Annotated in this window: 25 protein-coding genes; 13 read left to right on the forward strand and 12 right to left on the reverse strand. The window is 62.8% G+C overall.

Annotated elements, in window-relative coordinates; all coding sequences use genetic code 11:
- Positions 1 to 18 precede the first annotated feature (18 nt).
- The 3 genes from BMZ17_RS20145 (at position 19) to BMZ17_RS20155 (ending at position 3,007) form a co-directional block, all read left to right on the forward strand.
- Positions 19 to 753 carry an SDR family oxidoreductase gene (locus tag BMZ17_RS20145; protein ID WP_093144173.1) on the forward strand — a complete coding sequence of 245 codons (735 nt, stop codon included), beginning with the start codon at positions 19 to 21 and terminating at the stop codon, positions 751 to 753.
- A gap of 64 nt (positions 754 to 817) precedes the next feature.
- A complete protein-coding gene (locus tag BMZ17_RS20150; protein ID WP_093144175.1) occupies positions 818 to 2,368 on the forward strand; it encodes a carboxylesterase/lipase family protein in 1,551 nt (516 codons plus the stop codon).
- A gap of 33 nt (positions 2,369 to 2,401) precedes the next feature.
- Entirely contained in the window at positions 2,402 to 3,007 is a 606-nt protein-coding gene (locus BMZ17_RS20155) for an alpha-ketoglutarate-dependent dioxygenase AlkB family protein (RefSeq protein WP_254775487.1), read from the forward strand.
- Between the two features lie 121 nt (positions 3,008 to 3,128).
- On the opposite strand, the gene BMZ17_RS20160 is transcribed toward BMZ17_RS20155, so the two are convergent.
- The 5 genes from BMZ17_RS20160 to BMZ17_RS20180 all read right to left on the reverse strand — a co-directional run bounded on the left by BMZ17_RS20160 (position 3,129) and on the right by BMZ17_RS20180 (position 7,235).
- Positions 3,129 to 4,358: an MFS transporter gene (locus BMZ17_RS20160; RefSeq protein ID WP_343124191.1), complete on the reverse strand. Its 1,230-nt coding sequence runs from the start codon at positions 4,356 to 4,358 to the stop codon at positions 3,129 to 3,131.
- 212 nt (positions 4,359 to 4,570) lie between these two features.
- Positions 4,571 to 5,176, reverse strand: a complete 606-nt coding sequence (locus BMZ17_RS20165; protein WP_254775499.1) for a nitroreductase family protein — start codon at positions 5,174 to 5,176, stop codon at positions 4,571 to 4,573.
- A 94-nt stretch (positions 5,177 to 5,270) separates the two neighbouring features.
- Positions 5,271 to 5,471 (reverse strand): tautomerase family protein, encoded by a 201-nt coding sequence (locus BMZ17_RS20170; protein WP_093144187.1) that lies wholly within the window; start codon positions 5,469 to 5,471, stop codon positions 5,271 to 5,273.
- 80 nt (positions 5,472 to 5,551) lie between these two features.
- Positions 5,552 to 6,550 carry an alpha/beta fold hydrolase gene (locus BMZ17_RS20175; RefSeq protein WP_093144189.1) on the reverse strand — a complete coding sequence of 333 codons (999 nt, stop codon included), beginning with the start codon at positions 6,548 to 6,550 and terminating at the stop codon, positions 5,552 to 5,554.
- A 49-nt stretch (positions 6,551 to 6,599) separates the two neighbouring features.
- On the reverse strand, positions 6,600 to 7,235 hold the full coding sequence (locus BMZ17_RS20180; RefSeq protein WP_093144191.1) for an NADPH-dependent F420 reductase: 636 nt from the start codon (positions 7,233 to 7,235) through the stop codon (positions 6,600 to 6,602).
- Between the two features lie 94 nt (positions 7,236 to 7,329).
- Between BMZ17_RS20180 and BMZ17_RS20185 the strand changes: the two genes are divergently transcribed.
- The 3 genes from BMZ17_RS20185 to BMZ17_RS20195 all read left to right on the forward strand — a co-directional run bounded on the left by BMZ17_RS20185 (position 7,330) and on the right by BMZ17_RS20195 (position 9,858).
- Positions 7,330 to 8,211, forward strand: a complete 882-nt coding sequence (locus tag BMZ17_RS20185) for a LysR family transcriptional regulator (RefSeq protein WP_093144194.1) — start codon at positions 7,330 to 7,332, stop codon at positions 8,209 to 8,211.
- A gap of 147 nt (positions 8,212 to 8,358) precedes the next feature.
- Complete coding sequence (locus BMZ17_RS20190; RefSeq protein ID WP_093144197.1) at positions 8,359 to 8,721, forward strand: hypothetical protein; 363 nt, start codon at positions 8,359 to 8,361, stop codon at positions 8,719 to 8,721.
- A 150-nt stretch (positions 8,722 to 8,871) separates the two neighbouring features.
- Positions 8,872 to 9,858 carry a quinone oxidoreductase family protein gene (locus BMZ17_RS20195; RefSeq protein WP_093144200.1) on the forward strand — a complete coding sequence of 329 codons (987 nt, stop codon included), beginning with the start codon at positions 8,872 to 8,874 and terminating at the stop codon, positions 9,856 to 9,858.
- Positions 9,859 to 9,896: 38 nt separating this feature from the next.
- Here the strand turns inward: BMZ17_RS20195 and BMZ17_RS20200 are convergent, their stop codons facing one another.
- Together BMZ17_RS20200 and BMZ17_RS20205 are read right to left on the reverse strand one after the other, a co-directional pair.
- Positions 9,897 to 10,436 (reverse strand): hypothetical protein, encoded by a 540-nt coding sequence (locus BMZ17_RS20200; RefSeq protein WP_093144202.1) that lies wholly within the window; start codon positions 10,434 to 10,436, stop codon positions 9,897 to 9,899.
- Positions 10,437 to 10,504: 68 nt separating this feature from the next.
- Positions 10,505 to 11,437 (reverse strand): LysR family transcriptional regulator, encoded by a 933-nt coding sequence (locus tag BMZ17_RS20205; RefSeq protein WP_093144204.1) that lies wholly within the window; start codon positions 11,435 to 11,437, stop codon positions 10,505 to 10,507.
- A gap of 116 nt (positions 11,438 to 11,553) precedes the next feature.
- On the opposite strand from BMZ17_RS20205, the gene BMZ17_RS20210 reads away from it, so the two are divergent.
- The 4 genes from BMZ17_RS20210 to BMZ17_RS20225 all read left to right on the forward strand — a co-directional run bounded on the left by BMZ17_RS20210 (position 11,554) and on the right by BMZ17_RS20225 (position 15,251).
- Positions 11,554 to 12,561 (forward strand): LLM class oxidoreductase, encoded by a 1,008-nt coding sequence (locus BMZ17_RS20210; RefSeq protein WP_093144206.1) that lies wholly within the window; start codon positions 11,554 to 11,556, stop codon positions 12,559 to 12,561.
- Positions 12,558 to 13,358, forward strand: a complete 801-nt coding sequence (locus BMZ17_RS20215) for a sugar phosphate isomerase/epimerase family protein (RefSeq protein ID WP_093144208.1) — start codon at positions 12,558 to 12,560, stop codon at positions 13,356 to 13,358. Before BMZ17_RS20210 ends, BMZ17_RS20215 begins: the two co-directional genes overlap by 4 nt.
- 17 nt (positions 13,359 to 13,375) lie before the next feature.
- Positions 13,376 to 14,185 carry a sugar phosphate isomerase/epimerase family protein gene (locus BMZ17_RS20220; RefSeq protein ID WP_093144268.1) on the forward strand — a complete coding sequence of 270 codons (810 nt, stop codon included), beginning with the start codon at positions 13,376 to 13,378 and terminating at the stop codon, positions 14,183 to 14,185.
- A gap of 301 nt (positions 14,186 to 14,486) precedes the next feature.
- Positions 14,487 to 15,251: a meso-2,3-butanediol dehydrogenase gene (locus tag BMZ17_RS20225; RefSeq protein ID WP_093144210.1), complete on the forward strand. Its 765-nt coding sequence runs from the start codon at positions 14,487 to 14,489 to the stop codon at positions 15,249 to 15,251.
- A 176-nt stretch (positions 15,252 to 15,427) separates the two neighbouring features.
- On the opposite strand, the gene BMZ17_RS20230 is transcribed toward BMZ17_RS20225, so the two are convergent.
- Positions 15,428 to 17,950, reverse strand: a complete 2,523-nt coding sequence (locus tag BMZ17_RS20230) for an excinuclease ABC subunit UvrA (RefSeq protein WP_093144212.1) — start codon at positions 17,948 to 17,950, stop codon at positions 15,428 to 15,430.
- Between the two features lie 314 nt (positions 17,951 to 18,264).
- Here BMZ17_RS20230 and BMZ17_RS20235 point away from each other — a divergent pair, with 314 nt between their 5' ends.
- The 3 genes from BMZ17_RS20235 to BMZ17_RS20245 all read left to right on the forward strand — a co-directional run bounded on the left by BMZ17_RS20235 (position 18,265) and on the right by BMZ17_RS20245 (position 19,413).
- A complete protein-coding gene (locus BMZ17_RS20235) occupies positions 18,265 to 18,663 on the forward strand; it encodes a cupin domain-containing protein (protein WP_093144214.1) in 399 nt (132 codons plus the stop codon).
- Positions 18,664 to 18,734: 71 nt separating this feature from the next.
- Positions 18,735 to 18,935, forward strand: a complete 201-nt coding sequence (locus BMZ17_RS20240) for a tautomerase family protein (RefSeq protein WP_093144216.1) — start codon at positions 18,735 to 18,737, stop codon at positions 18,933 to 18,935.
- A gap of 115 nt (positions 18,936 to 19,050) precedes the next feature.
- On the forward strand, positions 19,051 to 19,413 hold the full coding sequence (locus BMZ17_RS20245) for a putative quinol monooxygenase (RefSeq protein ID WP_093144218.1): 363 nt from the start codon (positions 19,051 to 19,053) through the stop codon (positions 19,411 to 19,413).
- A gap of 132 nt (positions 19,414 to 19,545) precedes the next feature.
- Here BMZ17_RS20245 and BMZ17_RS20250 read toward each other — a convergent pair whose 3' ends face one another.
- The 4 genes from BMZ17_RS20250 to BMZ17_RS20265 all read right to left on the reverse strand — a co-directional run bounded on the left by BMZ17_RS20250 (position 19,546) and on the right by BMZ17_RS20265 (position 25,802).
- Complete coding sequence (locus BMZ17_RS20250; RefSeq protein WP_093144220.1) at positions 19,546 to 20,877, reverse strand: carbohydrate porin; 1,332 nt, start codon at positions 20,875 to 20,877, stop codon at positions 19,546 to 19,548.
- Positions 20,878 to 21,031: 154 nt separating this feature from the next.
- Positions 21,032 to 23,434: a membrane-bound PQQ-dependent dehydrogenase, glucose/quinate/shikimate family gene (locus BMZ17_RS20255; protein WP_093144222.1), complete on the reverse strand. Its 2,403-nt coding sequence runs from the start codon at positions 23,432 to 23,434 to the stop codon at positions 21,032 to 21,034.
- Positions 23,435 to 23,821: 387 nt separating this feature from the next.
- The gene (locus BMZ17_RS20260; RefSeq protein ID WP_254775491.1) at positions 23,822 to 24,733 is read right to left on the reverse strand and encodes a LysR family transcriptional regulator; all 912 of its coding nucleotides are present in this window, start codon (positions 24,731 to 24,733) and stop codon (positions 23,822 to 23,824) included.
- 208 nt (positions 24,734 to 24,941) lie between these two features.
- The gene (locus tag BMZ17_RS20265; RefSeq protein ID WP_093144226.1) at positions 24,942 to 25,802 is read right to left on the reverse strand and encodes a LysR family transcriptional regulator; all 861 of its coding nucleotides are present in this window, start codon (positions 25,800 to 25,802) and stop codon (positions 24,942 to 24,944) included.
- Between the last annotated feature and the right edge of the window lie 17 nt (positions 25,803 to 25,819).

Here is a 25,819-nt window from a genome sequence, read left to right on the forward strand (position 1 = left end):
TTACTCAAAGGAATCAAAATGAACACTTCGCAGAAAATCGCGCTGGTTACTGGCGCAACCCGTGGCATTGGACTGGAAACCTGTCGGCAGCTGGCAAAGGCCGGCGCCTTGGTCCTGCTGGCAGGCCGCAGCTTGGAGCGCGCTACCGAAGCGGCCGACCAGCTGAACACCGAAGGCCTCGCTGTCGAGCCGATCGCGCTGGACGTGACCAAAACCGAGAGCATCCAGGCGGCCGTTGCTGATATCACCTCGCGTTTTGGCAAGCTCGACATCTTGGTCAACAACGCGGGTGTTCTGTTGGATGCCGGCGATAAAAAGCCCTCTGAGCAGACGCTGGACACGTGGCGCGCAACCTTTGATACCAACGTCTTCGCCGTGGTCGAAGTGACCCAGGCCTTCCTACCTCTGCTCAAGGCAGCTCCGGCCGCGCGCATCGTCAGCCTTTCCAGCCAGCTGGGCTCGTTCGGTCTGCATACCGATCCGAACTCGGGCATCTATGACTTCAAAATCCCCGCTTACAACGCCTCCAAGAGCGTGGTCAATTCCTGGACCGTGCACCTGGCCTATGAGCTGCGCGACACCCCAATCAAGGTCAACGCCGTGCATCCGGGCTACGTGCAGACTGACATGAATGGTGGCCAGGGTGAGATCGACATCCCCACCGGCGCCAAGAGCAGCGTGGAGATGGCCTTGCTGGATGCGAACGGCCCGACCGGCACCTTCACCCACCTCGGCAAGACCCTGCCCTGGTAATCCGGTGGCCGGAGACTGGATGTCAGGCTCCGGCCATGTTCACCCGCACCTCGCACGGTGATCCATGACCGCAACACAACGGGCGGCCTCGCTGCTGCTCCTGCTAGGCACTCTCGCGTGCTCGCACGCAATTGCCGCCACGACACTGCACGTGGCGCAGGGCGACCTGCAAGGCACCGTGTCCAAGGGCGTCGAAACCTATTTGGGCATCCCCTACGCAGCCCCGCCCATTGGCACCAACCGCTGGCGCATGCCCCAGCCGGCCTCGACATGGGTCGGAACTCGCCAAGCCACCGCTTTCAGTGCGAGTTGCCAGCAATCATTATCTGGGGCCTTTGGTCCTTGGTCGGTCGAGTACCAGGTCAGCGGCAAGGTCAGCGAGGACTGCCTCTACCTTAACGTGTGGCGCCCCTCAGCGATCCGCCCGGAAAAGCTGCCGATCATGGTCTGGATCCACGGCGGCGGTTTCAGCTCAGGCTCCGGTTCAGTGCCGATCTATGACGGCGCAGCGATGGCAGCCAAGGGCGTGGTCTTCATCAATCTTAATTATCGCGTTGGCCTATTCGGCTTCTTGGCCCATCCGGCGTTAGTGCAGGAAAGTGTCGGCGCCGGCAACTATGGCTTAGGCGACATCGTGGCTGCGCTCACATGGGTGCGAGATAACGCAGCGGCGCTGGGCGGCGATCCAGAGCAGGTGACCATTGCCGGCCAGTCGGCCGGCTCGATGGCTATCCACGACCTGATGGTCAGCCCCGCGGCCAAAGGCCTGTTCGCCCGCGCCATCTCCGAGAGCGGCCCCGGCATGGGCCGGCCGCCCGCCTCGATCAGCAAGGCCCAGGAAGTGGGCCTGCAGCTGGCCAAGGCCGCCGGCGTTGCAGACATCGATCAGCTACGCGCCCTGCCGGCGCAATCGCTGATGGAGGCCGAACAGAAGCTTGGCCCGGGCATGCTGCGCTTTGCACCGGTGATCGATGGCACCTTCGTTCCGGTTGATCCGTATGGAAGCGCGGCCGGCACCTATATCGACACACCCATCCTGGCGGGCATGAATGCCAACGAGGCTTTCAGTCTTCCAGCAGATACGGTGCAGGAACTTGCTTCGGATATCGACCAGCTGTTTGGCCCGATGGCGCCGGAGGCCAGGACGCTGTATCGAGTCAGCCAGGCAAGCGACCTCAAGACGCTGGATCGACTGGTTCGTCGCGAGCGTGGCATTGCCTCCACTTGGAACTGGTCCCGGCAACGCGCCGCGACGAGCCACAATGCCAGCTACATGTACTTGTTCGATCACGTCCAGCCGGGCGCCGGAGAATGGGGAAGTTTCCATACCTCCGAGGTTCCCTATGCGCTGGCCACGCTCGATCATGCGCCAGGCCGTGCGTTCACCGCTATCGACACCGCGCTTTCCACGCAAATGTCCAACTATTGGATTAACTTCGTGAAACACGGCGATCCCAACGGCGATGGGCTGCCGCCATGGGAGCGCTACGATGACATGGCGCCATCGATGATGGTGTTGGGCAGCAGACCGCATATGGCGCCGATGCTCACTAAGGAGCACCGCGCGTTCTATCAGGACGTACTTAATCATGGCATCGCGCTGACACTGTTTTGAGCTGCTACTGACCGTGTGCCTGGAATAGCGCGCTTGGCCCTTTTCACTGACTCCATCAGGATCTGCCTGCGCGGCGCGGATCTGCACTATCACCCTGCCCCGGACTTGGGAATGTCCGCAGACGCTCTGCTGGCACGACTGCGCCATGAGATCCCTTGGCAGCAGCACCACGTCAATATCGCGTCCAAGGTCATTGCCCAGCCCCGCCTGAGCAGTTGGCATGGCGATGTAGTCCATCGCTATTCGACCCTGGCCCATGATCTGCACCCAGCGCCTTGGAACCAGACCTTGTTGGTTGTGCGCGAACAGGTCGAACGCATCACTGGTGCGCGTTTCAACTCCGTGTTGGCCAACCTATATCGGGACGGCAACGACGCCATCGGCTGGCACGCCGACGATGAGCCCGAGCTGGGTCCCGCGCCGGTGATCGCCTCGATCAGCCTAGGCGCCGAACGCCGCTTCGACCTACGAAGACGCGATGATCATGCTGAAGTGGTTCACCTACCGCTGGCGCACGGCAGCATGCTGGTCATGTCCGGTAGCACCCAGCGTTTCTGGCAGCACGCCATGATGCGTTGCAGGCTTTCCAAAGCGCGAATCAACCTTACGTTCCGATTTACCCAGCCGTCGCGACGTTGAGCCAGGCTATAAGCAGGATGCTTGCGCAGCCACCCATTGCCGCTCCCTTTCGTCTCACGGCACCCTTGATCGCAGCGTACCCGATCCAAGAGAACCGCGCGGAGTTAACCAAGCCCATTTCCTACGCAACGTGTCCCTTAAAAGCGCGAGGTGAGAGGCACCACGCCAGCAGCGCGATCGCCGCTAGGGCGGCACCCACCACGCCAGTCGATTCCCAACCCAATCCAGCCGAAACCGCAACTCCGCCAGCCCAGGGGCCAAGCGCGTTGGCGACGTTGAAGGCCGCCTGGTTTGATGCAGATGCCAAAGCTTGCGCTCCTCGGGAGACATCCATCAGATGGATCTGCATGATCGGGACCAACGTCCCCATCGTGCCCACCAGCACGATGGCGGGGATAATCAACAGACTGGACTTGGCAGCCAGTGTGTAGATCACCAGCACCGCGATTGCACCGAGCAGACTGAAGGGAATGGCGCGCTGCTTAAGCCGGTCGGTCATCCAGCCGCCAAACTGGGCGCCGAGCAGCGAGCCCACGCCAAAAGCCCCGATGGCAAATGGAATCCAACGCTCGGAGACATGGGTGACCTGCAGCATGGTCGTGGCCATGTAGCTGAAGACGCAGAACATGCCCGCAAAGCCCAATGCGCCGGTGAACAGCGACAGCCATACCGGCGCGCTGTTGAAATCGCGGAGTTCATCAAGCGGATTGGTATTGTTCTCATCCTTGGTCTGGGGCAACGCAATGGCCAGGCAAGCCGCAGTGGCCAATGCGCCGATGGCAACTACGACGAAGGCATAGCGCCAACTCAACGCCTGGCCCAGCGCAACGGCCAGGGGATTACCGATCACCAGGGCCAGTGTGATGCCCATCATCACGCGCGCGACCGCTGCGCCTCGCCTGTCAGCTCGACTGACCGATGCCGCGACCAGTGCCGCAACGCCGAAGAACGCGCCATGTGGAAGACCTGAGATGAAGCGGAACGCCATCATCCAGTGATAGGTCGGGGCAAGTGCGCTGAGCAGGTTGGCTAGCGCATAGAGCGCCATCAATCCCATCAACAACGTCTTGCGCCTTAAACGGCCGCCAAGGATCGCCAACAATGGAGCGCCTACCACCACGCCCAATGCGTAAGCACTGATCAGGTGGCCGACGGCTTGCTCGCTGACATGGAAGTCGTGAGCCACGTTGGGCATCAGCCCCATGATGGCGAATTCGCTCAATCCGATAACGAATCCACCGGTCGCCAATGCTCCGATGATGGCCGCGTATCGACCCTTACTGGCCGGCGCCGCTAGGCGGCCGCTACGCATAGCCAAACATCTTGATCCTTCGACCGCCGATGGATGCATGCAGACAGCGGACTGACAGCCGATCCATGAGTGTCACTTAGAGAATGAACTTGAACCCTGAAGGCCAACCGGCGTGTGATCAAGCATGAAAATTGATGGACACTTGAAAGCAGCCGGCGCAAATCACAATTGGGCGCACGGCCACTTCAACTCGATGCAGGCTGAGGAAACAAACGTTGCTAGATGAGTTCGAACTCCCACCGCATGGCTAATCAGGCGAAGCTCAACACTTCGAGCACGGCCTTGCGCGGCTTCTGCGGCCAGTTGCCCGCGCCAGCCTTGCCGACCGTAACCAGCATCACCGGTACATCCGTCGCACCAAGATTGAAAGCAGCGGACAGCTCGTCGGCGTTGAAACCAATCATCGGGGTTGATGCCAGGCCCATCTCCTGAGCAGCCAGCATCAAGGTCATTGCGGCGAGCGAACCCGAACGAATGGCCTCATCTCGCTGGAAACGCGGATTGGAACCGTACATTGCTTCCGCGGCGCCGACCCAGCCGGCGAAAGTCGCCTCGTCCAAGATGCCGGCCTCCACCGCAGGTTTTAGTGCCGCTGGCAAGCCTAGGTGGGGCTCGAGCGTGCCGCAGATGATGAAGGTCACAGCGGAATCGACGACTTTCTGCTGGCCGTAGGCGATCGGCAGCAACTTGGCCTTGCCCGCCTCGCTCTGCACGGCGATGAAGCGCCAATTCTGTAGATTGAAGGCTGATGGCGCCAACGTGGCTGAGTGGACGAGAGCAATGATGTCGTCTTTCTTTAGCGCATGGCTACTATCGTAGACACTTGCCGAGGTGCGCTTGTTGAGAACGTCGAGCATGTTGGTCACTGAGTTTTTGATAGGAATTAATGGTGGCGGCGAGCACCACACTGCGAGTGAAGCCACAAAGGCAGGACTCGCAGCCCTGGCAGCGTTAGGAAGCTGCGTCCGGGTCGCTACCAAACAGCTGGCCGGATCCGGCCCAGTCAGACGCCTTGACGTCCTCGAAGATCACATAGATGTACTTGGGATCAGTACCAGTGTGCTTGACGATGCTTTCTGTGACATCGGCTGCGACGGCTGCCTTGGCCTTGTGATCCTTGCCTTCAAACCAAGTAATGCGTGCGACGGGCATAGCGTTGACTCCTGTTGATAAAACTTGGGAAATGCAGCTGGTGGCTCAGTGATCCGGCGACTAAAGCGAGTCGCCCCGACTCATTGCTCCAAGAATGCGCGCAGATCCGAGGTGAACTTGATCGGATTCTTGAACATAAGGAAATGGTCGCCCTGCTCCTCCTTCGTATAGACGAACAGCTTGGCGCCAGGAACGGTCTTCTGGATCCAGCGCTGGCTGGGCAGGTTGTTGCTGTAGTCACCAGAGAAGATCGCGACCGGCACGTCGATTTTGTGCTGGATCACGTCGCGCCAATCATTGGTGACATGATCGAATAGAACTCGCGAGATCGCATCCGGATCGGTCTTGACGAAAGCGCTGGCGAAGGCTTCGGAGTTGACGAAGTACGGTGAGTCCTTGGCCATGGCTCGCTCCCAGGGGCGCAGGTCGGTCACCAGCGCGTTGAGAGGCGCACCCTTGGTGAAGCCGGCCACCATGCGCTCTGCCGAGGTCGTAGTTCCACCGGCATCGAGCCGCTCCTGCTCGGACCAGTCGTCATGCGAATAGATCGACACCGGCTCGTCGACAAAAACAGCCTTGTCAATGCCTGCCGTACCGAACAGGTCGATATAACTCCAGATCACCGATGCGCCCATCGACCAACCCGCGTAAGTCGCCTTCTTCAGCTTCAGATGGTCACCGAGCTCTTTGAGGTCCATACCGAAGCGGGATATGCGGCCGCCGTACTCGACATGCTGGGACAGTCCTTGGTTACGTGGATCCAGCACGATGACGCGGTAATGCTGGCTGAGCAGATACATAACGTTGATGTACTCAGCGCCATTGGCTGACCAGCCCGGCACGAACACTAGCGGCTTGCCCTTGCCCGCCTCCCAGTAGGTCAGCTTGACGTGATCTGAGGTGGTAAAGCTGTTAATCGACAGCCCAGGGAAATCGGAGAGCTTGGACGGAAATCCTTCGAGTTTGTTGGGAAATGTATAGTCGTGCCCAAGCGCGACCAAGGCTGTTTCGGCATGGCTGGCGCCGGAGATCCCCAATGCACCAAGGGCAATCACCGCTGAGGCGAGAAGTCTGTTCATCTAAGTTCTTGAAAGGGTCTGTTGTTGATGGATGGATGCGATTGTCAGGTCAGGCGTGCGACCAAGCCGGTGCCGTGGCAGTCCCGGCTCCCAGGAAAAAGGCGAACTGGATATTCATCATCCCTACCGACTCCAGGTATCGACTGTTGCGCAGCGGACCGGCATCGACAGCCCTGAAGTCCAACGCCGTGGCTAGCGCTGCCACTTGACGCCTGGCGCCGTCGTCGTCGGACGCAAGGAAGACCTGCAGCTGCCTGCCAACGCGCGCCTCTGGCGGAACCAACTGGGCCAGGATCGTGTTGAAAGCCTTGACCACCACGGTGCCGGGCAAGTCGGCTTGCAATGCTTCGGCGGCCGAGGTGTGTGGTCCGACCTGCAAGTCCTGGTAATCGGGCGTGACCGGATTGCTTATGTCGACAAGGATCTTCCCGGCCAGGTCGATCTGGTCGCTGGCCTTGCGCATCGCGTCCCGTGTGGCCGGATAAGGCAATGCAATGAGAATCACATCGGCGAGCTTGACCGCGGCGCAGATGCCGCCGCCCTCCACCTCGCCGCCCAGCGTCTTCGCTAGGGCAGCTGAGTGCGATGGATCACGTGCGCCAATAACGAGGTCAAGCCCGGCCTGGGCAATGGCAGTCGCGTAGGTAGTCCCCAATTTTCCGGTGCCGATGACCGCGTACTTCATTTCTCGCCTCCGAGTTGCTGGGGCGAACTTTGAACCTGTACTGGCAGGCGATAAATAACTAGAATTGATCATCATTTGAATCGATGGGATTGCAATGGATCGCCTGACCAGCCTCAGCGTGTTCGTCAAAGCAGTCGATTTGGGATCTTTCAGCGCCGCAGGAGCGGCGCTGCAGATGTCATCGCAGCAGGTCGGTAAGCATGTGCAGGGCTTGGAAGCCCGCTTGGGCGTGCGGCTGTTGTCACGCACGACGCGCAGACAAAGCCTGACCGACTTCGGTAGGGCTTTTTACGAACGGGCACGCATCATCCTGGCCGAGGTTGATGCGGCAGAAAATCTTGCGGAAGAGACCAGGGCGGTGCCGACCGGCAAGTTGCGCATCAACGCGCCGGTGAGTTTCGGCATGCGCACTTTGGCAGCAAAGCTACCCGACTACATGAAAGCCTTCCCCAAGGTGGAAGTCGAACTGACCTTGAGCAACCGTTCGATCGACTTGGTCGATGAGGGATACGACGCGGTCTTCAGGGTAGGCAGACTGTCCGACAGCGGACTCATTGCACGCCCGCTCGCCCCATACAGGCTGGTGCTTTGTGCGGCGCCTTCCTACCTTGCCGGCCATCCGCCGATCACGTCCCCGTGGGACTTGCAGGCCCACGATTGCCTGGGTTTCACCCATACAGAATTGCGAACCCACTGGAGCTTTGATGGCCCAGAAGGAAAAGTGGTCGTGCCCGTGACCAGCCGTCTGATGGTCGACCATGGGGAACCCCTGCTCTGCGCGGCAATGGCGGGGCTTGGCATCCTGCTGCAACCTCTGGAGCTGGTAAGAGAGGCAATCGCTGACGGCAGACTCGTCGAGCTTTTGCCCGATTACAAGGTCCCTTCCCGGCCCATGCATCTTCTGTATGCGCCAGACCGGCGGGTCACGCCCAAGTTAAGAAGTTTTCTGGATTTTTCCGTCAAAGCATTTGGCTAAGCTGGTCTCCAACAAAGTGCAACACCGATTAGAAGCCCATTGATTCCAATGATGGTTCATCTCGAGCATTTATCAATGCTCAAAGCTGGTCTAGTGTTGCCGGCTTCTCGCCAATTCCTTGGCGCAGCACGGGATGGAACAATCGCAATGACTGATCGAATCACCTGCGTCTTCGAGCTGGAGATCATCGAGGGCAAGCTGGAGGGCTTCAAGGAAATCATCCGTGGTGCCGTGGAAGCCACTTCGACAGAACTCACCACCCTGCTCTACGAGTACAGCATCAGTGATGACGGTAAGTCGGCCCATATCATCGAGCGCTACCTCGCCAGCGGCGTTGTGTCGCACGTCGACCAGACCTTCGCACCTTTCGCCCAGCCATTCATTGATCACGTCCGCTTCGCCAAGTTGACTGTCTATGGCGAACCCGATGCAGAAATCCGCAAGCGCCTTGATCCGTTTGGTGCGATCTACATGAAGCCGTTCAAGGGGTTTGATCGCTTCCAAGCCTGACGCATCGGCGCCCGCGGATGAGAGCCGCATGCGTGCATTCGAGACCCCCGCCGAGCATCAGATGGAGCCTGTTGAAAGCCTAACGCTGGTCACTCCCTGTCACTGCGCGCCTCCTGCATCGACTGATTACAGACAACATTTGCACGTGAGATGACCCAAATCCGCGCCATCCAGATCGAACGATATGGGCCACCAGAGGTGCTCGTCTGCAGGGATGTGGCCCTTGCACCTGTTGGCCATGATGACATCAGGATTCGCACTGTCGCCGCCGCGATCAACCACACGGACCTGAAGATCAGGGCCGGAATTTGGCCCGTGCACAAGAGCCAGCCATTTCCCTACACACCAGGGGTCGAGGTTGTTGGCACGGTCACCGAAGTAGGCGCTGGCGTCACCACTTGGAAGCCGGGTGACCAAGCCATCACGATGATGCAGGGCTTGGGCGGGGTGCGCGCAGAACGCAGTGGCGGATACGCGGATTTTGTCACCGTGGCCGCCGCAGCGGCAGCAGCCATTCCCCTGGGCTACAGCCTCTTCGATATCGCCGCTCTCGGATTGCCAGCAGTAACCGCACACCAAGCGCTTGTGCGCATGGGGCCGTTGTCAGGGAAACGCCTGTTGGTTACTGGCGCTGCGGGCCAGGTAGGCAGTGCAGCGATCGCCCTCGGTGACGCACTTGGCGCGACAGTGACAGCAGTGGTCTCCAAGCTCGAAGATGTTGACCACGTGCTGAGAAAGGGAGCGGACCACGTCGTGGTCGTTGCCAAAGAGCAAAAGGCCAATTTTCCCGCTGAGGCTTTCGACGCGGTGCTTGAGACCGCCGCCGGTCATTCGTTCAAATCCAGCGTTGAAGCCTTGGCGGCCGACGGAACCCTCTGCCTGGTCGGTGCCGTCGCCGGTGCCGACATCGGCTTTGACGCGTGGCAATTGATCCGCCCGGTTCGATTGACCGGCTACTCAACAGAGAGCCTGAGCGGAGCGGATCTAGCACATACACTGGAGGCATTGCTGGGCTGGTTGGACATCCAGACCCTCTCGGCTCCGCGCTATCGATTGATCCCTATGGAGGAGGCAGGACATGCGCACGCCCTGCTTGAGCACGGCAATATCAAGGAGCGCCTATTACTGGCGCCCTGAATGCCGCGACACGGGCGCTGCTTTCCGAAAAACGGCACCTAACCTGCTTGAACAGCCCCCTCTAGTCGCAGCCCGCTGATCTTCAGGTGATGCAAAGCCTCTCGCACGATCAGCAGCCTTGCGGCGAATTCGGGATCATCAGGAACCCCTTGCTGTGAGGGCGGGCTGCCCGCAACCACGGCGACCAGCCGGTTGAACCAGCGTTCGACCTCGTCAAGCGCCATCGCAATCGGGGCATCGTGGTGTGCTCGCTCAATCGCAACGTTGTCATGAAGCCCCGCGTCAAAGAGCACCAACTCTCGCGCTTGCCCAGGAGGCAACCAAGGCTTGGTGACTTCGTCCTCGACCGTCGCGATAGCGTTCTCCAGCTGCAGCAGTCCAGGAAAGCGACCATTAAACTGCTCGCGCACCACGCGCACGGCACCGACCTGGAGTGCCAGCGTCACAGCAGGATGCAGTCCGGTTCCATGCACCAGCTCAGTGGACTCATCATTAATTCGCATCAGCACCAGCAGCTCGCCGGGCGCAGCGCTCGTGCGGGCAGTCTCGTAAGCGCTGGTGAGATCGAGAGAATACATATTGCGAGGATACTCGCTGCCAAGCCCGCACAACGTACAAGCTCGCATGCCAGAACTGACGCATGTTGTCATGCCGCGGCTCCGGCAGGACCGGCCAGCGTGTTTGCCAGGGCACCAGCCGGTCCAAAGCGGTTGGCCATGAACTCCACGAAAACCTTGAGCTTGGGAGGCGACTGGCGACTGGCCGGCCACAACATGCAAAAGTTGCGCTGATCCTCGACGTATTGGTCAAGCACCACAGTCAAGCGTCCCGCACCGACTTGGTCCTTGATGATGAAATCCGGCAGCAGCGCGATGCCAAGGCCGGCCTCGGCCATGCGCATCAATGGATCAATCGCATTGGCGATCGAGGTTTCAGGAATATCCAGGACCGCCTCATGCGTGGGCACCTTCAACGGCCATGGCGCCAGCTTTCCGCTGGTTGGATAGCGGTACCTCAGGCAAGCGTGCGCGGCCAGCTCCGCTGGATGCATGGGCTGCCCACGTCGGGCCAAATATTGCGGCGATGCCACGAGCCGGTGCCGGTATCCATCAAGCCGGCGCATGGTCAACCTGGAATCATCGATTTCGCCGATGCGCATGACGGCATCAAAGCCCTCTTCGATCACATTGACCAACCTGTCGCTGAAGTCCAGCTCCAGTTCAATGCTGGGGTAGCGCTGCTGGAAGGCAATGAGATCTGGCATCAGATGGATCCCCAGATGCGGTAGCCCCACCCGCAGCCGACCGCTCGGTTTTCCTGCCGCATGGCTCAGCTGTTCCCTTGCCAGTTCGAACTCTGCTGAGATCCGGTAACAGTGATCCAGGAACAGGTGGCCTTCGGCCGTCAGGGTGATGGCACGAGTCGAGCGATGGAACAAGCGTACCTCTAGCTCCTGCTCAAGTCGCGAGATAGACCTGCCCACGGCAGAGGAGGACACACCAAGGCGTCGACCCGCCTCAGTGAAACTACGGGTTTCGGCGGCTTGGACGAAGGTTTCGATTGCTGCGAAGCGGTCCATGGTCAGTTTTGCGTTTCGGTCCGATATGTTCGGAAAATTAACCCATTTTTCTTCGCAATACGCTTGCTTAGAGTGAGGTCCTGCTTGGCGGCCTGACGCCGCCGATGGATACCCCAATGACTGAGCAGCACGCACCCACCCACCTTCCCCCTGCGCTTGCATCGCACCCTGGCTATGCCCGCGTCTTCCAGCCCGGTCACCTGACCTTTGGGTTCATCGCACCGCTTGAAAGCTATCCAAATACCGTTGGCCCGCATCTCCTTGACCACGCTGAGATGGCACAGAAGGTCGACCAAGCCGGCTTCGCCGCAATCTGGCTGCGCGACGTGCCTTTCTACGATCCGAACTTCGGTGACGTCGGGCAGGTACTGGATCCGCTGGTCTATGCCGGCTACTTGGCCGCGGTGACCTCGGACATCGCCATTGGCACCGCAGGCATCGTGTTGCCACTGCGTGATCCGGTGATCGTGGCCAAGCAGGCGGCGACCATCGACCAACTGCTCGGAGGACGCTTCATCCTGGGCCTGGCCACCGGCGACCGGCCTGTTGAATACCCGGCCTTCGGCGTCAATTTCGAGAACCGGGCTGAGCGGTTCCGCGACGCGCTTGGCGTCATCCGGGCTACAACTGAGCGGTCCTGGCCTGTCCACACCTCAAGCTTCTACGGTCGTCTCGATGGCGGGCTAGATCTGGTACCCAAGCCAGTGATGCCGCGACTGCCTACCGTTGTGATCGGCCATGCCGGCCAAAGCACTGAATGGACCGTGCGCAACACCGACGGCATTCTGTCCTACATCGCAGACCCGATGCGCATCCCTCAGATTCTGGCCCAATGGCGCGCGGCCGGCGAGCAAGGGGTATTCACGCCATATGGCTACGGCACCATGTTTGACCTCGACCGCGACCCGCATGCGCCGATCATTCCAGGCAGGGTGCTACGCGGCGGCCGCAATGCGTTACGCGAGCTGTGGCTACGCCAGCAGGAACAGGGCGTGTCGCACGTGGCCCTGCACTTCAAGCCGACCCGTCGACCGGCTGCCGATGTCATTGACGAGCTGGGTCAGTACTTGCTGCCCGTGTTCCCCAGCCTTGCGCCTGCCGTGGCAGTGGAAGCGGCGGCATGAGCCATCCGCTGCACCACATGGATTTCATCTTCCAGACCAAGCTAGGCACCTACCCGCTCCAAGCCCAGTGCCAGATGCTGGCCGAGCTGGGTTACCAGGGCCTAACCGTGTCGGGTTGGAGCAAGGAGCTGTCCAGCCTGCAGACAGTCAAGCGCGACTGGGGATTGGATATCGGTGCGCTCTACCTGATCTATCGGCCGGGTTTGGAAGGCTTCGTCACGAATATCCTCGAGTCGCTGGAGGGCAGCACCAGCATCGAGCTGGCGCTGCACTCAGGCGACAGGGTTCAGGACGGCGATCGGCGCATGCTGGAACGCCTGCTCCCGATCGCCGAGCGCCGCGGCATTGACATCGCGCTTTACCCGCACGTGCGCTATGGCATGCAGACCACCACCGAAGCGGTGGCGCTGTGCCGGCAGTTCGACCATCCCAACCTGGGCATCGTGTTCAACGCATACCACTGGTACGCGACGCAGGAAAAACAGCTCGAGCAGCGCCTGGATGCACTATGGCCGTACCTGCGTCAGGTCAACATCGCCGGCACCCGACTCTCGCCGTTGGGCTGGGGCGGAGTCGCCACGATCGAGCCGCTGGACGAAGGCGAGCTGGACAACTTCGTGGTCATGGGAGCGCTGGCACGGCGCGGCTACACCGGCCGCTACGCTGCGATGGGCTGGGAAAGCATGGGCGGCGATGTCTACGGCAACCTGCAGCGCTCGCAGAAGGCCTTCCGCGCCATGGAGCAGCGCCTGGCCGACCATCCGCAGTGGGCCGTGATGAGCGGCGCGCCCGCGTGACCCTGGAGCAGACCGCCTTGCCGCACCCCATCCACGCGCTGGATTCGTTCTTCTACACCTCGATGGGCGTGTATGCCTTCCAGTCGCAGTGCGAGATGCTGGCTGAGCTGGGCTACAACGGCATCACCGTCTCGGCCTGGGGCGGCCAGCCTTATACCGACCTGTCGCTGTTGCCCACGGTCAAGGCGCGCCATGGCCTGGATGTGGCCGCGCTGTATTGCGTGCTGCATGAAGGCCGCAACGACGCGCTGCTGCGCCGGATCCTGGAGACGGTCGACGGCGTCGAGCTGATAGAGCTGGCCGTGCAGACCTCGCGCAACGGCCAGGCCGCGATCCTGCGCAGCATCGCCTCGCTGCTGCGCGTGGCCGAACGTCGCGGCCTGCGCATCGCGCTGTATCCGCACTTCCACCACGTCACCCAGACCACCACCGAGGTCGTGCAGATCTGCGCGCAGTTCGACCACCCCCAGCTCGGCGCCTCCTTCAACGGCTACCACTGGTATGCCGCGCAGGAAGGCGAGCTGGACCAGCGCCTGGCGGCGATGCAGCCGTGGCTGATGCACGCGGTGCTGTCCGGCAGCGCGGTCTCGCCGCTGGGCTGGGGACAGGTCGCGACGATGGAGCCACCTGATCGCGGCGAGCTGGACAACTTCGCCGTGGTTGCCGCGCTGAACCGGGCCGGCTATACCGGCAGCATCGGCGTGCTGGGCTGGGACTATGCCGGCGATGTCTACGCCAAGCTGGAGCGCAGCCTCCAGGCCATGCGCGGCATCGACCAGCGCCTGGGCACGGCATCGCCCGACATGCTCAGGCTGCTGAGCCTCTGACGGCAGCGGCGGCGCCGACCAGCGCGACGCTGCCCTGGCGAAGGCCATGCCTGCGCATCGCACCTGCTCCTGGCCAGCGCAGACCTTCGCGCAACACTGGTGTTTTGTTATTGGCGCCGAAGCTGGCGGTCACGTGCATGGCATGTCGTGTTGATGGCTGATGCCTGATGCCTTTCCATCAGTACGGACGAAGTGTTACGCCATCTCCACATGAAAATGGACGAGCGCTAGACAACCTGCTTCCTACAGTGTTGGCAACGGTCTGCATGACCGATCGCTTCCATCACTGCAGGAGAATCCCATGGACTTCAAAGACAAAGTCGTCTTGATTACCGGCGCCGCATCCGGCATCGGCGAGGGCACCGCCAGGCTGTTTTCGCAGCACAACGCCACGGTTGTCCTGGCAGACCAGAACGTCGCGCTGCTGGAGCAGGTGGCCGCAAGCCTGCCGGCGGAGCGCACCTGGGCCAAGCAGGTGGACGTCTCCGATGCGCAGGCCATGAAGACCCTGGTCCAGGAAGTGGTCGACAGGTTCGGCGGGCTGGACGTGCTCTACAACAACGCCGGCATCCATCACCAGGGCGATGTCACCCGGACCGCGCTGGAGGACTGGAACCGGGTCATGGCCGTCGATGTCACCGGCGTGTTCAACGGCTGCAAGGCCGCGATCCCGGAACTGGCCAAGCGCAAGGGCTGCATCATCAATACCTCGTCGGTGTCCGGCGTCGGCGGTGACATCAGCATGGCGGCTTACAACGCCGCCAAGGGCGCGATCACCAACCTCACCCGCGCGATGGCCATCGACCATGGTCGCCAGGGCATCCGGGTCAACGCGGTCTGTCCCACCATGACCGCCAGCGGCATGACCAAAGACATGCTGGCCGACGACGCCACGGTCAAGCACCAGCTGGATCGCGTGCCCTTGGGGCGCATCGCCACGCCAGAGGACATCGGCAAGGCCGTCCTGTTTTTGGCCAGCGATTACGCGGGCTTCGTGACGGGCGTGAACCTAGCGGTGGATGGCGGTGTCACCGCAGCCAACGGCCAGCCGCTGTACGAAGGCTGATGACGTGACGAGCGAACGGGCGCCGCGGTCATCGCGCGCGCCCACGTCAAACGAAGAGAAACAGCCGGGCGGATCAGAGCGAAAGGCACGGTTTTCTTTCCTGCCGCTATGGCTGCTTTGCTACGCAACGCAAGCGCGGCCAAGCGCGGCAACGCCGACAGCACGCGCAGGTGATATCAGCCAGCGGGCTGCATCGCCGCCTTGAGGAACGGCGCGGTCCGGCTTGCCCTGGAAGCGGCCACCTTGGCAGGCGAACCCGCGGCGACCACTCTGCCGCCCTTGTCACCGGCGCCCGGGCCCATGTCGATGATCCAGTCGCTGCCGGCGGCCACGCGCATGTCGTGTTCGACCAGGATTACGGTATTGCCGGCATCGACCAGTCCCTGCAGCTGGATCATCAGCGTGTCCACGTCGGACGGATGAAGCCCGGTGGTGGGTTCGTCCAGCACGTACACGGTGTCGCGACGCTGGGCGCGCTGCAGTTCGGTCGCCAGCTTGATGCGCTGGGTTTCGCCACCGGACAGCTCGGTCGCCGGCTGGCCCAGGCGCAGATAGCCCAGCCCCACTTCGATCAGCACCTGCAGCGGCCGGGCGATGGTGGCGTCCTGGGCAAAGAATGCCGCCGCCTGGGCCACGGTCATGCGCAATACTTGGGCGATATTGTGCCCATGCAGCTGGATCTCAAGCGTTCTGGCGTTGTAGCGCGCGCCATGGCAGGTGGGGCAAGGCGCGTACACGCTGGGCATGAACAACAACTCCACGCTCACCGCGCCCTCGCCTTCGCAGGTCTCGCAGCGACCCTTGGCCACGTTGAAGGAGAACCGCCCCGCGTCGAAGCGTCGTTTCCTCGCCGCCGGGGTATCGGCAAAGCGCTTGCGCACGTGATCGAACAGGCCCGTGTACGTGGCCAGGTTTGAGCGCGGCGTGCGGCCGATGGCTTTCTGGTCCACGCGCACCAGCCGACGCACCTGTTCAAGCCCCAAGACGATATGGCCACCGATGGGCGCCTCGGCGCCGCGCTCCAGCGGATCGAGGTCTTCCTCGGCCTCGCCGCGCGGCTGGCCCAGGTGCCGGGTCAGCAGTTCCACCAACGCCTGGCTGACCAGCGAGGACTTGCCAGAACCGCTGACCCCGGTGACCGAGGTGAACACCCCCAGCGGAATGTCAACGTCGAGTCCTTCCACGTTGTTGCGGGTGATGCCGCGCAGCTGCAGCCAGGCGCCCGGCACGCGCGCGCGGCTGGTCACCGGCTCCTGCCCGCCAAACAGATAACGCCGCGTCGCCGAAGCCTTGATCTGTTCCAGCCCGGCCGGCGGACCGCTATAGAGCACCTGGCCACCCTGCTCGCCCGCGGCCGGACCGACATCCACGATCCAGTCGGCATGGCGGATCACGTCGATCTCGTGTTCGACCACGAAGATGGAATTGCCCGCCGCCTTCAGCTGATCCAGCGCCCGCAGCAGCGCCTGCGCATCGGCCGGATGCAGTCCGGCTGAAGGCTCGTCCATGACGTAAACCACGCCGAACAGCTGCGAACGGATTTGGGTGGCCAGGCGCAGGCGTTGCAGCTCGCCGGGCGAGAGCGTCGGGGTACTGCGCTCCAGTGTGAGATAGCCCAGCCCCAGGTCCTGCAGGATCGCGATGCGCGCCAGCAGGTCGCTGGCGATGCGCTGGGCGGCGACGACTTGCTCGGGATGGGCCGCATTGCGTCGGGATTTACCCTGCGCGGCCGGCGCCAGCAGCGCCTCCACCTCGGCCAGCGGTCGTTGCGACAGCGCGCCGATGTCCAGCCCGGCGAAGGTCACCGACAGCGCTTCGCGCCGCAGCCGCTTGCCGTCGCAGGTGGGGCACAGCGTGCTGACCAGATACTGCGACGCGCGCTTTTTCTGCTGCGGGCTCTGGGTCGTGGCGAAGGTATGCAGCACGTAGCGGCGCGCGCTGGTGAAGGTGCCCATGTAGCTGGGTTCGGTCTTGAGCTTGAGCGCGTTGCGGGCTTCGTCCAGATCGAAACCCGGATAGACCGGCACCACGGGTTGCTCATCGGTGAACAGGATCCAGTCGCGGGTTTTCCTGGGCAACTTGGACCAGGGCATATCCACGTCGATGCCCAGGGTGGTGAGGATGTCGCGCTGGTTCTGCCCGTGCCAGGCACCAGGCCACGCGGCGATTGCACGCTCGCGGATGGTCAGGTTGCGATCCAGCACCATCGAGGCCTCGGTGGCGTCATAGACGCGGCCCAGGCCATGGCAGGTCGGACAGGCGCCGGCGGGCGTGTTCGGCGAGAACCCATCGGCGTAGATGATCTCCTGGCCCTTGGGATAGTCACCGGCACGCGAATACAGCATGCGCAGCGAGTTGGAGATGGTGGTGATGCTGCCCACCGACGAGCGCGTGGTCGGCGCGCCGCGCTGCTGATGCAGGGCCACCGCAGGCGGCAGGCCTTCGACGCTATCGACTTCCGGCACGCCTGCCTGGTCGATCAGCCGCCGTGCGTACGGCGAGATCGAATCCAGGTAGCGACGCTGCGCCTCGGCGAACAGGGTGCCGAAGGCCAGCGACGACTTGCCCGATCCGGAGACCCCGGTGAACACCACCAGCGCATCGCGCGGAATGTCGACGTCGACATCCTTGAGGTTGTGTTCGCGCGCACCGCGGACCCGGACAAAGCCGTCGGCCGCAGGATTGGAAGGATGGGTCATGGCGTGGGGACGCTTCGCGCTCGGCAAGTACTGCATTATCCGGTCTGGAGCGGATGAGCATGCGAAGGCCCTCGCCTGCACGTTCCGCCAGGCACTGTGGACCTGAAGTCGCTACTGCGTCTCCGCGCCAGTCGTTTATCGGGGCACGCGCGCGATCTACGATGCAAGCCCTGCAACAAGACCGGGCGGTTGACGTCCCGTCCCACGCCGTCGATCGAACAGCGGCTTCCTGCGACCTGCACCGGCAGTCCTGTCCCGTTTGCGCCGCCGACCGCTCCGCATGCGAACAATCCCTGGATGGACCAAGCATCAATATGTCCAAAGATGACCACGAGCATGCCCCGCCCACCCGCGACGAGATCGTGTCGCAGGGGACGTGCGCATGGAATGGCAAGCCCTACGACGCCTATCCCCCGGGCACGCCGGAGCTGACGGTCAAACGCATGACCATTCCACCCAGGACCAAGCTGGCCTGGCATACCCATCCGATGCCCAACGCCTCCTACATCCTGTCAGGCCAGCTGACGGTCGAAGACCGTGCGACGGGACAGACCCATGTCGTGCGCGCCGGGCAATCCTTCAACGAGCAGGTCGGCGCCGAACACCGCGGCTTCACCGGTGACGAGCCGTGCGTGGTGGTGATCACCTATGCCGGCACGCCAGGCATGCCGCTCTCGGTGCCGGCGCCCGACCGCGGCGACGCCAATCCCTAGTTCACCCACGGGTTGGCGCAGTGTGTTGCGCCTGGCCCATCGTTACTCCCCATCAACGAGAGGAATCTCCAATGCCCGTCGTACGCGTGAGCTGGTTTGAAGGAAAAGACACCAAGGCCAAGGCCGCCGTTGCCGCCGAGATCACCGAGAGCATCGTCAAGAACACCGGTACCGATGCCAGTTACGTTTACGTGATCTTCGAAGACGTCAAGCCGTCGGACTGGGCCGGCGCCGGCAAGCTGTTCGGCGAAGGGCCGGCGTCGGCCTCCTGACCGCGCCCCACCCGCGCCCGATGGCCTGCAGGTCCGTGACCTGCGGGCCTGCGGGCCATCGACGCACGTTGGTCTAGACCAGCCTGCGTGCCACATCACTGGAGCCATATCGCCCATGAAAGACCACATCACCAACGTCTTCCAGATGGAAATCCTGCCCGGCAAGCTCGAGAGCTTCAAGGAGATCGTCAAGGCCGCCGTCGCAGCGACCCAGAAGGAACCGGGAACCCTGATCTACGAATACAGCTTCAGCGATGACGGCAAGACCGCGCACATCGTCGAGCGTTACCAGGCCGACACTGTCGTCTCGCACGTGGACGAAACCTTCGCCCCATTCGCGCAGCCCTTCAACGACCACGTGCGCTTTGTGGGTCTGACCGTCTACGGCAATCCCGATGCGGAAACCCGCAAGCGGCTCGATCCGTTCGGCGCGGTCTACCTGAAGCCCTTCGACGGCTTCGACCGCCTGCCTGACTGACCTTTCGCAGCGCCCACCATCACGGTGGCCCTGCAGAGCAAGATGGCGACCTGCCCGCTCCCTTCAGGAGCAGGCAGGTCGCCATTTTTCTTTGCAGCTCAGTGGTCCGCAATCACGTGTGGCATCGCCCCGTCAAAGCGCCAGGACCAGTTTGAGGCTGGCGGCCAGGATGTCGCCGCGGTCGCGCTGGCCACCCGGATTACGCACGAACTGCAGGCCGGGCCGGATCGTGGCCGCCGGGGTGATCCTAAAGCCATAGTTGAGCTCGGCGGCCACTTCGTTCTTTTGCGGGTCCAGCAGGCGCAGGCCGGTATCGTGCTGCGCACGCTGGGCGCGGGTGACGTGGTTGTTGACCGTGACCTGGCCGATGCCGAAGGTCACATCATCCCGGGGCCGGCCCGGAATGGGACCGGTGTAGCTCAGGATCATCGCCATCTTGCTGCGCAGCTTGTTGCTGGCCCGGTCGGTCACGGCCAGATTGGCCACCACGTTCAGGCCATGGGAGCCATCGGCGCGCGGGGCTACCAGCTGCTGCACGACGTTGCCGTGGAAGCCGACATGATGGCTTTCGCGCGCCGCAGGTAGGCCGCTCAGCAGCGTGTAATTGCCATGGATGTCGTAGGCGACGTTGTCCGAGTTGCTGGTGTCGTACCAGCCGCCGATCTTGTAGGTGCCCGGCAGGTTGCCCGCGGCGCCCAAGCTTGGCGTCCACTGCAGTTCGGTGGCGTAGATCGTCCCGGTGGCACCGCTGGTGCCCAGGTAGAACCCACGGTCCTCGCGCAGGTTGACCGGGTTGGATTCAATGACGCCGACATTGAGGTGCAGGTTGGTCGCCAGCTGCTGGCGCAGGCGCATGCCCCACGAACTGACCGGCAGGTTGTACAGGTAGCCGCTGACGATCTGGCTCGAGGCCGGACCGCAGAGCACGACGTTGGAGACGTTGCCGCAAGGCGTGGCGCCGAAGTCCTCGCCGTGGGTGACCCGCCCCACTTTCAGCGCGGTGGTGCCATCGTTGAAGGTCTGCTCGTACCAGAAGTCGGCCAGGCGCCAGATCTCACCGCGCCCGTAGATGGACTGCATCGGCTGCAGCAGGCCCAGGTTGGCATCGTTGGAGAGATTGCGGCCGTGGCGGTTGGTGACGGTCATCTGCACCTTGCCGCCCGGATGGCCCCAGGCCTTGTCCGTATCGATGGTCAGACCGAACAGGAACTGGCCCGCGGCGCGGCTCATCTCACGATCGCCGCCGGTGTAGTTATGGGCCGAGTCGACGACCTCGCTGCCGGTCACGGTATAGCCCGCGTCCGCCAAGCGGGTCCGCAGCCCATCCCATGAGCCGGTCAGCAAGGCGCGCTGGCTGAGGCTGTCGGTGGAGGGGGCAACATGCTGCTGTTGCGCATCGGCCCCGGCCGCGAGCGAGGCCAGCGCCGAGCCGCACAACAGGGCGAGCGTGTTCTTGGAGGGCATGCAGGGTTCCTTTCGAGACCATGTCGAGCGCGGGTGCACACAGCGCCTCGCGCGGGCTTCGGTACGCCATGGACATGGCGCGTTGACGGAGGGAAAGCTAAGGCGGGCACGGCAAAGCGCAGCCAGCAGGCTGCGCTTTGCTTGCCCCGCAGGCTCAATGCTGGGTCGGCGTGGTCTTAGGCAATGCGTAGGCGATGATGTAATCGCCGTGGTCCGGCGCCGAGCGCGAACCGCCGGCCGTCACCACCACGTACTGCCGGCCGTCCTCGGGCGAGGTGAACACCAGCGGCGTGGCGCCACCACCGACCGGCAGACGGCTCTTCCACACGACCTTGCCGGTCATCACGTCGAGCGCGCGCAGGTAGTAGTCCGAGGTCGCCGAGAAAAACACCAGGCCCGAGCCGGTGGTCACCGCCCCGCCCAGGGTCGGCATGCCCAGCTCTATCGGCAAGTGGGTCTTGGTGCCCAGCGGGCCGAACTGCTCGGGCGTGCCCAGCGAGCGGTGCCACAGCACCTGCTGGGTGGTCATGTCGATGGCGGCCATGGTGCCGAACGGCGGGTCGGTGCACGGCACGCCCAGGAAGGACTGGACCATGCCGCGCTCGGCACCGTAAGGCGTGTTGGACATCGGGATCACGCCGCCGACGCCTTCGGACGACTTGGCCGCCAGCATGCCGTTGGTTTCCCCGCGCGACATCAGCCGGCCCTTCATCATGATCCGCATGTCGTTGACGATCATGACGTCGTGCTGCTTGTCGATGGACTGGCCACCCCAGTTGGTGGTGCCGTACCAGGAGGGATTCTCCAGGTACCAGCTCAGCTGCGGCGGCGTGTAGTCGCCCTTGTAATACAGCTGCTTGAACTGGATGCGGCAGTTGAGCTGGTCGATCGGGGTGATGCCCCACATCTTGGCTTCGCTCAGCACGCCATCGCGCATGGCCGGCATGCCCACCGAATACGGCTGGGTCGGCGAGAGCGTCTCGCCGGGCACGCCGTTGGTGGGCACCGGCTTTTCGACCACCTGGGTGATCGGCTTGCCGGTGCGGCGGTCAAGCACGTAGATCTGCCCGTTCTTGCCCGCCTGGACCAGCGCCGGGATGCGACCGCCCTTGCCGTCGGGCATGTCGTAGAGCACCGGCTTGGACGGCAGATCGTAGTCCCACACGTCGTGGTGGACCAGCTGGAAGGTCCAGCGCTCCTGGCCCGTGGTGGCATCCAGCGCGACCACCGACTGCGAGACCCGGTCGGTGGCGGCCGAACGCTGCCCGCCGAACAGATCCGGGGTTCCACCACCGGTGGGCAGGTAGACCATGTTGAGCTTGGGATCGTAGCTGGGCGTGGCCCACATGTTGGGCGTGCCACGGGTATAGGACGCGCCGTTGGCCGGCGCCTGCATCTGGCCTGGACGACCCACGTCCCAGGCCCAGGCCAGTTCGCCGGTGACCGCGTTGAACGCACGCACCACGCCTGAAGGCTCATCGGTGGACTGGTTGTCCATCACCCAGCCGCCGACCAGCAGGTTGCTGCCGGCCAGCAGTGGACCGGAGGTCGGGTTGTAGAAGCCCGGGCGCAGCTCGCCCATGTTGCTGGCCAGGGCCACCGTGCCGCCGTTGCCGAACGCGGCCACCGGCGTGCCGGTGGTGGCGTCCAGCGCGATCAGGCGCATGTCGCCGGTGGTCAGGTAGATGCGCTTCTTGCCCGGCGCGCCGTCCGGCAGCGACGGGACCTCGTAATAGGCCAGCGAACGGCAGCGCAGCCAGTTGGCCGCGGACTTGGCGGTGACCTTGGGATCGAAATGCCAGAGCTTCTCGCCGGTGGTGCCGCGCACGGCGAATACCCGCCCGGACTGCGTGCACGGATACAGCGTGTTGCCGATCTGCAGGGGCGTGTTCTGGTTCTCGCTGCCCGGGATGGTCATGTCACCGGTATGCATCGTCCAGGCCACCTGCAGCTGGGCAACGTTGTCCTTGTTGATCTGCTTGTCAGGGGAGAACTGCTCGCCCGTGGTACTGCGGCCGAATCCGACCCAGTCCTTGGGTTCGCGCGCGGCATCGTAATCCTGCGCAGCCGCCACGGCCTTGCCGGGCTTGACCAGCCAGATCGGGCTGAACGCCCCGATGAAGGTGGCCACCAGTGCCGCGAAGGTCAGTCCGGCAATGCCATAGGACACCGCGCGGACATGCCTGGTGCTTCGGCTTGCTGGTAGCGAGGGCACGCACAGGGCGAGCAGCACGCCCAGCACCGCGAACAGGCCAAGCCGGGCCGCCAATGGCCAGAACGCGAGCCCCACTTCCCACAACGCCCACACCGCAGTCACGGCAAAGAACGCCGAATACAGCGCCGCCGCGCTCCTGCGCAGCCGTGCCAGTAGCACGGCGCTGGCGATCAGGGTGAGGCCAGCGGGCAGGTAATACAGCGATCCACCCAGCGAGAGGAGCTGGATTCCGCCATAGACCAGATAGGCACCCACCAGCGCGATCACGGCGCCAAGGATGTAGACATAGAGCCTCAAGCCGACGGAAACATCCCGACGTTTGGGCTCGGAAACGAACGACATGGAGAGTCTCCCGGGAGCCGGGTTATCCGGCCCGTTGGATGCACGTCAACGCGTGCGAAGCAGGCGCACTCGCGCCACCGGCACAGGCAAAGGTCCTGCTCCACCAGCGCATGTGTGTCTTGTCCCGGCCTTGGAGACGGACCAGCGCGGCGATGCCGCGTCCTTCAGAACGCAGGCACCGTCTCATGGCGCCTGCAGCAATACCGCGCATGCCGTTGCGATTACGGACAATCAGCCGGCGCCACCGTTCCAAGCCGGTCGGCACTATAGGAGGCGCGGCGGCTGCGATAAACAGACCGCATGTCGCCAGATTGTTGACGGGATGTCGCCAGTTGAGCGTTCCGCGCCACAGACCGCCGCCCTCGCACCGTGGGCACACCCGTGCCGCTAGTTGAAGGCGCCTTGTTCGGCATATTCGACCAAGCGGTCGACCAGATAGCGCACGCGCGGCGCCAGCTCCGCCTGGCGCAACCACAGCAGGTGGATATCCACGTCCACGTCGGCATAGCCCGACAGCACCGGCACCAGCGCCCCGAGCTCGATCCGCGAGCGCAGCAGCGACAGCGGCATCTGGCACAACCCGAATCCCGCCGCGCAAGCCTCCACGATCGACTCGCCATCGCTGATCTGGTGGGTGGCCGGCGGCGTGACCAAGCGCGAACGCCCTTCCTCGCGGATGTTCCAGTGTTGGGGGGGGCCGTGCTCGGTGCCGACAATGCAGCGATGCTCTGCCAGGTCGTCCGGGGTCTGGGGCGTACCATGCGTCTCCAAGTAGGCCGGCGCCGCGCAGATGACCCGCGGCTGGCGCCCTAGCCTGCGCGCGACCAGGTGGCTGCTGTCCTGGAGCTTGCCGAACCGCACCACCAGATCCGCATCGACGGTCATTGGATCGATGACGCCGTCGTTCAAGGTCATCGTCAGGTGCAGGTGCGGATGCCCGGAGGTCACCTTGAACAGGATCGGCATCAGCAGGCTGCGGCCGAAGGCGATCGGCATGTCGATGTGTACCCGACCACGCAGGCCGCGGTCCTGGCTGCTGATCATTGACTCGGCCGTGACGATGCTCTCCAGCGCCGCCTCGCAGGCCTTGAAGTAGGCCTCGCCTTCGTAGGTCAGGCGCAGCCGCCGGGTCGTGCGATGGAGCAGTTGCACGCCCAGCCGCGTCTCCAGTCGCTTGATGCTCTTGCCGACGGCAGACTTGGTGATGCCCAGGCGATCGGCGGCGGCGGTGAAGCTTCCGGCCTGGACAACCGAGACGAAGGCGCTGAGCCCTGAAAGCGAATCGGGAAGGATCTCCAAGACATGCCTCCCAAATACGCCGATTGTAGAACGCAGGTCCAAACCAATGGGCAAACCGCACGGTGAACAGCCTGGACTTTCCGCGCTGTGGTGAGCACTGCCAGCCCATGATCAACCATGATGAGTGCCATGCAGCAACGAATCGAAGAACCGCATGGATCGTGGGCGTCGAAGAATCAGGATCTAATCATCAATTTCAAAAATAAACTCAATCGGTGAGCGACTTCAAATGCAGTACCTCGACGATTGCATTCATCGTGTGCCGCACAAGGACGTCTTTGCGGCGATCCGGATGCAGCGCCAACCAGATGCCCAGCTCCAGCATCGTCTGCTCGGTCGTCAGCCTCAGCAGACGTGAATCGCCATCGCCTATGAAGCGTGGAAGGCCTGCTACCCCAATGCCAGAACAGGCTGCCTCGTATTGATTACTCAAGTCAGTGACTTCGCAAACGACCCGGCGGTTGGCGATTGTCTTGTATAGCCAGCGTTTATGCTCAAAATCCGGTTGTCGCCGCGTATAGCCGATGAACTCCCACTCGGCAGGATGATCAATTTTTGGGTAGCTCGTATGCGCGTACATTGCAAAATTCATGCGCCCTACTTTTTTGACGATTTCACCATCGTCCGTACCTCGCGTCAGGCGTAGCGCCAGATCCGCCTCCATGCGGGCGAGAGAGGCCAAATGAGGCTCACTCAGGATCGTAATCTTCGGTGCACCCAAGCGCTTGGACAGATCTTGAAGATGTGGCGCAAGCAGATGGCGTGCAAGCACCGGCGGTGCGGAAACAGCGATCTCCCGCTGCTTGTCGTTGCGTGAGGACTTCAGAACTCGCTCGATCTCAAATGCTTTGGACTGCATTTCCAGCACGCGTTCCACAATGTCCGCACCGACCTTGGTAAAGCGCGCCTCTTTAGGCAAACGATCGACCAAACGCACGCCCAAGGCAGCCTCAAGCGCCTGCAGCCGCCTGCTGACGGTGGCTTGATCGACCGCAAGTTCTCGCGCTGCACCGGATATCGTGCCGCTTGATCGAATGGCCAAGAGAAAACGCAGATCTTCCCAGTTCACGATGCATGCATATCCGC

Origin of the sequence: Pseudoxanthomonas sp. GM95 (assembly GCF_900109775.1) — a bacterium.
In the GTDB taxonomy this organism is placed as follows: Bacteria; Pseudomonadota; Gammaproteobacteria; order Xanthomonadales; family Xanthomonadaceae; genus Pseudoxanthomonas_A.